Origin of the sequence: Siphonobacter sp., from assembly GCF_048595215.1 — a bacterium.
Taxonomy (GTDB): domain Bacteria; phylum Bacteroidota; class Bacteroidia; order Cytophagales; family Spirosomataceae; genus Siphonobacter.
Genome location: NZ_JBMDWJ010000036.1, coordinates 1 through 8,651, shown reverse-complemented (window position 1 = coordinate 8,651; position 8,651 = coordinate 1). Strand labels below are relative to the sequence as shown.

The window sequence follows — 8,651 nt, the reverse complement described above, 5'->3', positions numbered from 1 at the left end:
GCAAAGATATAACCCAAAAACCACCCTTGTCAAGTATCAAATCAAAATAATTCAGAACCTTTTAAACCAATCGCTGACTATCAGCGTTTTAAAACCCGAAAATTCTTGAAACTTTTTTACAGGCCACTAGTTACTGCTTTTTAGCCCCTGAAACTCCGCTCCTGCCCACTTCTTTGGCCCTTTTATCACTCACTTCGTCTTTCTACGGCTACTCGCTTGCTTAGCATAGCCTTTCTTTCGCCATTCCTATAAATGTGATATTTAAGATTCGTTTGTATAACTTCTACTCCTTCGCTATTCTTCCATTAAAAAGGTTGCCGGATTACTCCAGCAACCTTTTCGATTTTCTTCTTACTTGCTACTATATATATAAGGATACAAGGATTAGTCTTTGTATATCTCTATTTGAAGAGATCCGTCTGACTTGATGTAGCCTCGGTACATTCCTCCCGAATTAAAAGGCATAGCAAAATTACCCTTTGCATCCAAGGCAATCACTCCGCCTTCTCCTCCTCGTTCGACCAGTTTTTGGTTTACCACTTCCTTAGCAGCCTCTTGTACGGATAATCCTTTATAATGCATGAGGGCAGCGATGTCATAAGCGACTACTGATCGAATGAAGTATTCACCGTGACCGGTCGCTGAAATGGCACAGGTAGTATTGTCTGCATACGTACCCGCTCCGATAATGGGAGCATCCCCTACCCTCCCGTATCGTTTGTTAGTCATTCCACCTGTGGATGTACCCGCAGCGAGGTTTCCGTACTGATCCAAGGCTACACAGCCGACTGTACCAAATTTCTTTCCTTCCCTAAAGATCAGCTCTTTGGCCCGACTACTTACCTTTTTAGGAGCTTTGGCTGGCTTCTTCGGTGCCTCCTCGGTATGGTCTAATTGAATCTTCTCTTCCTTTAAGGCTTTTTGCAAACCCTGCCAACGGCTTTCGGTGTAGAAGTAGCTGGGATCAACGATGGTGAGTCCTTTATCCTTGGCGAAGGTTTCGGCTCCTTTTCCTATTAATAAAACGTGTTCAGATTTTTCCATCACGGCCCGAGCGGCCGAGATAGGATTGCGAATGGTGGTTACGCTCGCTACGGCTCCTGCTTTAAGCGTCTTGCCGTCCATGATGGCAGCATCGAGTTCGTTTTTACCCTCGTGCGTAAATACGGCTCCCTTTCCAGCATTGAACAAAGGCGAATCTTCCATGACGTGAACGGTAGCCTCCACGGCATCCAGACTCGTACCTCCTTTCTTTAGTATAGTATAGCCCCTCTGTAAGGCCTGCTCTAACACGTGTCGATACGCCTTTTCTTTCTCTGCTGTCATATTCTGCCGGGTGATGGTTCCGGCTCCGCCGTGTATGACCAGCGTTATTTTAGAAGGATCGGGGCTTTGGGCAAAGGCCGTGGTACTAAAGAATAGGAATAACCATTTTTTCATGGGAAGTAGATTTAGGTGAAACAAAGACGTCCCTTCTATATATATAGGAAGTACTCAAACGCGAAGGAATATCTTCTTTTGATACAGGATATACAGAAAAAGCCACTTCATCAGAATCATTCCGGCTACGACCAGAACGGCCTTTAAGGGTTCGGACGTGAGTTGATGAATGAGTCCTCCGAAAAAGAAGTCTGCGATGTGTTCAAAGTTAATGATTAATACCGCCAGGTAGATCAAAATGGAATTCATCCCAATCACGGTAAACAGAATAGTCCATTTCTGATACCGCTTCACATCAATAATCCAATAAAATAAAGCGAGTAATACCAGACTACAGCCCCCCGTTACGAGCACGAAAGAGCTCGTCCATAAGTTCTTGTTTACGAGAAAGACCATATTCCAGATCCATCCTAGGATGAAGAAGATCAAGCCAAGGCCGACTAAAGCTTGTATCTTCTGTTGAGGGCGACGCGTCGCATTCCTTAGAATAGTACCGGCGTAAATACCGAGTAAGGCATTGCAGATGGCAGGAATGGTAGAGAGCAATCCTTCGGGGTCATGTACAGTCAGGTAGAGTTTTCCTGGTACCAGCAATCGATCTACGTAGCCCGGCAGGCTACATTCCAGCGTCAGTACACCCGCTCCGCATCCGGGTACGGGAATGAGCATCAATGCCGCCCAGTAACCGAGTAAAATTCCGAAGAACCAGAAATACTGAGCCCGCTGACTAGCGTACAGGTAAATCAGCTGGGCAAACATCCCCGCCAGCCCAATGCGTCCGAGTACGCTACAAAAACGAATTTCCTCAATCGGCTTGACAAACAATCCATTATTATAGATAATACCGAAAATCACCAAGGTGATTCCTCGCGTAATGATCTTGCGGGCTAGAGGTCCCTTCTCATCCCCTTTCTCCAATCGACTCCCTACGGAAAAGGGGGTTGATACGCCCGCCATGAATAGAAAGAGCGGAAAGATCAGGTCGTAGAAGCGAAAGCCATTCCACTCGGGATGCGTAAACTGGTCGGCCATAAAGGCGGCCCAGCCCCACGTTGTTGTCTTGGCCAGGGCGTAGAAGATTTCATCCCCGCCCATAATCCAAAACATATCAAAGCCCCGCAAAGTATCCAGGGATAAAAGCCGTTTGATAGGTACAGGTTGAGCAAGGGTAGGTTCAGTAGTAGTAAGGGACATAGTAGAACACAATGGAGGAAAACGATTTATGCCTAAAATATAGCTAAAATATTCACAGCTAAGTTGCCCAAAGACGCCTATAAGCGTTTCTATCTCATTTTAGGCTGTACCTATGGCCTCTCGTAGTGCAATGGCTCAATGCCTTTCGCCCCACTTAGCCATGGTCCAGCAAGGGCGTGATGCGTCTGAAAATACCCTTTCGCCTCGTGTATCCACTTAGTAAGTTTACTTAAAATTCAAACTGGTTAACTCAAAGATAACTATCCTAATATACTTACCATTACTTTTTAACGATCCCTTTTTAGCACCTCAAGAGCGTACTACTTTCATTGCTGAAAATCGCAAAACCGCAAAAAATAATCTTCGATAAGACCTAAAAATAAAAAGGTAAGCCTATCAATTAATAGCTACCAACTTATTAAAAACAGCTAATAATAATTCGTTTATAAAAGATTTAATGCCTCCGTATAACATAAAAAAACTCCTGTTGCCGCCACAACAGGAGTTATATTTTGCCTTATCAATATCACTATCTCTAAGACTTTACAAACATGCTATATTTAATTTAAAAAACCAAATACAATAAAAGTTTTTTCAAAAAAAATAAGCATATTTTATCTAAATCGGATAATGCAAATACTCTTGCCTTACCCGGAATAATATACTTCATTCACTGATTGAAAGGAGGGTACCAATTCGGGCACATTCTTAATCAATTTTCCACCTAAAAGCTCTCGTTCCATGGCTGATAAAATCACTTTTTTGCTTAAATGACGTTTAGCATAACTGCGAGCATTTGCTTGAAAAAAGGCCAAATTAGTTTGTAAAGCAACATCAATTCCTGCAACAAGTGCGGGTAAAGATTCAGGTTCCACTACTAACCCTAATTGCTGGGTAGCCACCAGGTTATGCAGCGTTGTCCCCGGATCAGCCGTTACTAAAACGCAACCACCCGCCGCTAAAATAGGTCCTAATTTAGAAGGCAGTAATAGATCCGCCGCCGCTTTCTTTTGTAAAACTAAGTGTAAGTCTGCCGTAGCTAACAATCGAGACATATCTTCACTTTTTTGCAAAGGGAAAAACTTAACGTTCGTCAGTTTTTCCGCGTCAACCTTCTCAATTAATCGCTCTTTGGCTCCACCTGAGCCCACCACAACAAAATAAATGTGGGGAAATTTCTGATAGTGTTTAGCTGCTTCGATAATTAATTCCAAGCCTTGTTTCTCACCTAAATTTCCGGAATACAGAATAACTTTATCCGTATTACGTAAACCAAATTCTTTTCGTAGAGACGCCGATTTAGGTAAGGGTTGAATGGCTTCCATGTCTACCCAGTTGGGAAACACATACGTTTTATTTTCGCCTACTTCTTTTTGGATAATTTTCTTTTCCATAGCCAAGCTAATGGTAGAAACACGATCCGCTTTATTTAGGATAAACTTCTCCGCTTTAAAAAGAATATTTAATAAGCTTTTGTTTTTAATCATCCCTAAATCTTTTGCCGCATCGACCTGAAGATCCTGTACATGGATGTAAAACAGTGAACCTTTAAGTAAGCTGTACAAATAGGCAACAAAGCTTAAATGAAACGGAGGAGCTACGCAGAGCACTACGTCCGCTTTGGGTTTAAAAAGTAAGGGAATCCAGTAGACTAAACTGCTGAGTAAAAAAGAAAACTCATGGATGATGCGTTTAGCCGCACTTACTTGCTTGGGAACGTAAAAGGGACACCGGTGAACGGTCACGCCCTTGTGCAGATGCGTGTGCCATAACTTCCCTTTAAAATCGCTCTGTACTTCCCACTGTGGGTAATAGGGAAACGTGGTAATCACTTCGACTTCATGCCCTGTTTCTGCCAACCACGCTCCTAATTCTCCCGTATATTTACCAATGCCCGTTAATTCAGGTGCATAATTGATGCCATAGATTAATACTTTTTTCATAGGTTGAATTCATTAGAACTCTTCGCAAGAGTTTAGTAGGACAACACGTTTATAGCACTAGCTTTGAAAAGCTAGCGAAAAGTGGGGAACGGTCAACTACATCCTTGGCGGTGGAAGTATACTAGGGACAACGGATCATTCTATACGCGTGACTCCATACGAATCCCGGACAAACGCAACCAACCATTTTGGCACGCGTAAGCCGAAAGGAGCTTCCGTAAATTTCGCACCGACGGGCAATTCGGTACTTGAGATTTTATTTGAGAATACCGTCGTTGCTTTCATTTCACTGAAAGCAAAGGATAATTAGCGGAGTATCCGAAACGAAGGTTGCGTAGGCCTAATGGCGGAAAGAGGCTAGTCGCTTTTGTGTAGATGCCTTGTTAGGGGGTATGGGCATCCATTCATAAATGTAAAAGAAAGATGCTGAGCGAATGAGCGGAATCTATCAGCAACCGGGTGTGTTCGAGTCAGAAATGAGTATGTTTAGCCGTTAAAATAACCAGATAAAACAGCTTCCTGACCAGACCAAAACTATTCTTACTAGATGTAACAAATATATTTGACGGTTTGGTAAGATGCAAGTAAAACCACCAAAATCTGAACCTTTTTTATACTGATTTTTAGGTAATAATGGCGAAATAATTTTTAAATATTTCTTGCCAGTGATTAAGCACACACCTTACTCTAAATATCTGATTCACAGAATTTTATTGTTCCTGAATTTTACAGTAAATCTGGGTAAAATACGCGGTCTTTAAGATAGAAAAGGCCAACCCACGACTACCGTCTTTGAATCCACCCATTAGTATAAAACTACCCAAAAAATAGGCGGGTCCGATGAGCGGGCTGTGTAAAAGTTTGTACTTCATCCACTGCTTCCAGGTCCAATGCTTGCGTACTTCCTGGGTTTGAAACGCTTTGGCAAAGCGGGACGCTTCCCAGCTGGAATATTCATCGTGCTTGCGAACATAGTGCGAGATCCCCTTAAAATCCCGGTGATCAATTTTACTTTTGATCACTCCTACCTTTCCCTGCAGGACGGGATGCTCATGAACTTCCATATCCATCTTACTCCACGCATCTTCTTCAATACGCTCATACTGACCCGCATCGGCACGGAAGAGGGCCAACTTCCGCAATGGATAGCCTCCTTTTAGTTGTTTCCCCATGAAATAAATGCTGTAGTTTAACCAGAATCCTACTTTTTCGGTCTGGTGCAGGGCCTGCCGTAACTCCTCTTTAAAAGCGGGCGTTACGTATTCATCGGCATCTAAAAAAAGAACCCATTGGGTCTGTAAGTAACCACTTTGTAAAAACCAGTTACGCTTCTTCGGGAATTTTCCATCCCAAGTAAAGTCAATGAAATCAACGCCGTACTCGGTAGCAATGGCCCGCGTGCGATCAGTACTACCCGAATCAATCAGGACAATAGCCTTGGCAAAATCCTTGCCCAGGGCGTCTAAACAATGAGGCAGATTTTGTTCCTCATTTTTAACCGGAATGGCAATTGTAATGTCAACTAACATAGCGTTATGAAACCAAACTTGGCGTTAGGGAATAATTATGGCGGGGTTTTAGGGGCCGACAGGGATGCCCTGCACAGACCATCCATTCGGGCATGTCCCGAGTAACGACGGAACGGGCTCCGACGACAGCTCCTTGGGCTAGCTGCACCCCGGGATGCACAAAAGCTTGAGCGGCAATCCAGACGTGATCACCCACCTCAATGGGTCGAGTAATGAGCGGAAAACCAGGATCATTATAATCATGCGTGCCCGCACAGAGATACACGCCTTGCGAAATAACAGCCCGAAAACCAATGTTAATTTTACCCTGGCAGTACAAGACCGCTCCGCTGCCAATCCCGCATTCATCGTGCAACTCCAGATTCCAGGGTGCCCAGATTTTTACGCCGGGATAGACGTGTACGCCCCGCCCTACTTTAGCCCCGAACAAACGCAATAACGCCGAACGCCAGGCATGAAAAGGCGTAGGTGAAAAGCGAAATAGTGTACGTTCGACCAGCGTCCAAGCCAAGCGGGCCAGGCGATTTTGTAACGAGAAAGAGGGGCCCGTCTGGGTCTGTTGATTAAGGGTGGACATGCAGGGATGGCGATTCAAAAAGGGTTTCGACTAGCGTATGGGCGGTGGGAGCTACGGCAAAGGATTGTTCATAAACTTGGCGGGCTCGCTCGGCTAAGGTTTGCTGGGCGACCGGCGAGAGCTCCAACCACGTTTTCAGCAGACAGTAGGTACCTTCGAGTGTATCTTCCTCCACCAGACCGGCTTGCCCTTGGCTGATTTCCTGCCAGATATTGACTTGTCGTGAGATTAAAACGGGTTTACTACAGGCCAGAGCTTCTACGATGGCAATGCCAAAATTTTCCTGGTGACTCGGCAAAACCATGGCCTGACAGCCGTAAAAGGCTCCCCATTTAGCCGCACCCCTTAGCATTCCAGAAAAAACGATGTTAGCATGAGCCAGGGCTCGGGTACGAATGGCTTGGCCGTACGAGGTTTCCAGGCCCGGCCCGGCAATGACCAACGCGGGTAGCTGCGGGTGTTCAGCACTTAGCCGTAGGTAGGCTTCAATCAGTAAATCCACCCCTTTCTTGGGATCAATCCGGCTCAAAAAGAGCCAGTAAGGCCGCTGCAGGGGGCGTTCACAAGCCTGAGCAAACGCTTGGGTCATGGCTTTTTGAAACACGGGCGGTTCCAATACCCCCAAGCCCACCACCGTTTCCTGCCGGGGCTGGTAGGGACGAAAGGTCTGTCGGGCTAAATTCTTCTCTGCTTCACAGGTAAATAATAACCCATCGGCCTGATTAATCAGGTGGCGTTCGATGACTTTCCAAAACAGCCAATTGCGTAAAGCCTTGAGCTTGCGGCCTTTTGCTTTCTGAAAATACGGATCGAGCATCCCGTGCGGCATCACAAAGAGCTTAGGCCGCGGCTCGGGTAGTTGTTTCCAAACCTGGTACACACTGAACGTGTGGTACTGCCACAAGCCGTGTACGAGGATCGTATCAAAGCGGGCTAGGTTCGCTTGTAACCAGGCCCTTAAGTTCGCATTGTAGTGCCAGGGTCCCTTACTCGGACCCAGGGCATGCACCCGGTCGGGTAATCCGGACGCCGGAACATCCGAGCTTACTACCTCACTAGTTATCTGTAAGGCATCGAGTCCCTGCATCATGGTATGAACGGCCTGGCTTACCCCACCGAGCCGTAAATCAATTTGATCAATGACATGAAGAAGTCGCATAGATAGGGCTTGCTAAGGGGTAACGTAGTCCACTGATTTTTCCACAATTTGCTGATAGATCTCTTCCATGACGTCGAGGGCTCGCTCAGCATTGAAGCGTTGTGCATTCGCTAAGCTTTGTTCAATCACCTGGTGGCGTTCCTGCGGCGTTAGCATCACTACAGCTTCCAGAACACTAGCGGCTCGCTGGGCCCAGTCCGTTCCCGCTTGCTGACGGGGAATCAAAAACGCTTGTCCTCCGGCTACCTCCGTCATGGGGGCTTCCTGGGTGGTAATGACGGGGCAACCCGCAGCCATGGCTTCCGCAATAGGCCAGCCAAATCCTTCCGCCAATGAAGGGAAGACAAAAGCAGTAGCTCCCTGATAGGCTTTTACCACGTCGGCATCCGATTGCTGAGTTAAAAAGTAGATGTCCTGGCGGTAGGTCGACTGCTCATAAAAGGCTTCGAGCTCCGCGTTAGGAGCTTCCCCAATGCACAAGAGTGGTAAGTTGTGCCGACTTTGCTTTCGCCAAGCCGTATATAATTCGAGCAAGCCCAGGCGGTTTTTGTACCATTGATTGCCGCCTACGTGCAGTAGATACCCACTGGTTACATCACGATTGAGTTGCTGACTCCACTGCTGTCGGGCTTCGCTAGTGGATCCCGGTCGGTATTGGGATTTAACCCCGTTATACACCACCTCAGAGCACGCGGGGCGACGTTCCAGCAGGGTATGTAAATCCCGCTGGGTCTGATGAGAAATGGAAATAAAGTTTTGGGCACTGGCGTAACCCTTCCAGATAAAGTTTTGATAAATCTGTCCGGTCC

General features: G+C 46.1%; 7 protein-coding genes. All 7 read right to left on the bottom strand.

The window, feature by feature from the left end; genetic code table 11:
* Positions 1-384: 384 nt before the first annotated feature.
* A complete protein-coding gene (locus ACOJTG_RS02395; RefSeq protein WP_420152341.1) occupies positions 385-1,440 on the bottom strand; it encodes an isoaspartyl peptidase/L-asparaginase family protein in 1,056 nt (351 codons plus the stop codon).
* Between the two features lie 54 nt (positions 1,441-1,494).
* Positions 1,495-2,634, bottom strand: coding sequence for an acyltransferase family protein (locus ACOJTG_RS02390; protein WP_420152340.1), 1,140 nt, complete (start codon positions 2,632-2,634; stop codon positions 1,495-1,497).
* Between the two features lie 647 nt (positions 2,635-3,281).
* Positions 3,282-4,577 (bottom strand): WcaI family glycosyltransferase, encoded by a 1,296-nt coding sequence (locus ACOJTG_RS02385; RefSeq protein ID WP_420152339.1) that lies wholly within the window; start codon positions 4,575-4,577, stop codon positions 3,282-3,284.
* 710 nt (positions 4,578-5,287) lie between these two features.
* Positions 5,288-6,106: a glycosyltransferase family 2 protein gene (locus ACOJTG_RS02380; protein ID WP_420152338.1), complete on the bottom strand. Its 819-nt coding sequence runs from the start codon at positions 6,104-6,106 to the stop codon at positions 5,288-5,290.
* Between the two features lie 4 nt (positions 6,107-6,110).
* Positions 6,111-6,683: a WcaF family extracellular polysaccharide biosynthesis acetyltransferase gene (locus ACOJTG_RS02375; RefSeq protein ID WP_420152337.1), complete on the bottom strand. Its 573-nt coding sequence runs from the start codon at positions 6,681-6,683 to the stop codon at positions 6,111-6,113.
* Positions 6,670-7,842, bottom strand: a complete 1,173-nt coding sequence (locus tag ACOJTG_RS02370; protein ID WP_420152336.1) for a glycosyltransferase — start codon at positions 7,840-7,842, stop codon at positions 6,670-6,672. The genes ACOJTG_RS02375 and ACOJTG_RS02370 overlap by 14 nt, the downstream gene beginning before the upstream one ends.
* 12 nt (positions 7,843-7,854) lie before the next feature.
* Positions 7,855-8,651, bottom strand: a 797-nt coding sequence (locus tag ACOJTG_RS02365) for a glycosyltransferase (RefSeq protein ID WP_420152335.1), incomplete at its 5' end; no start/stop codon positions are given.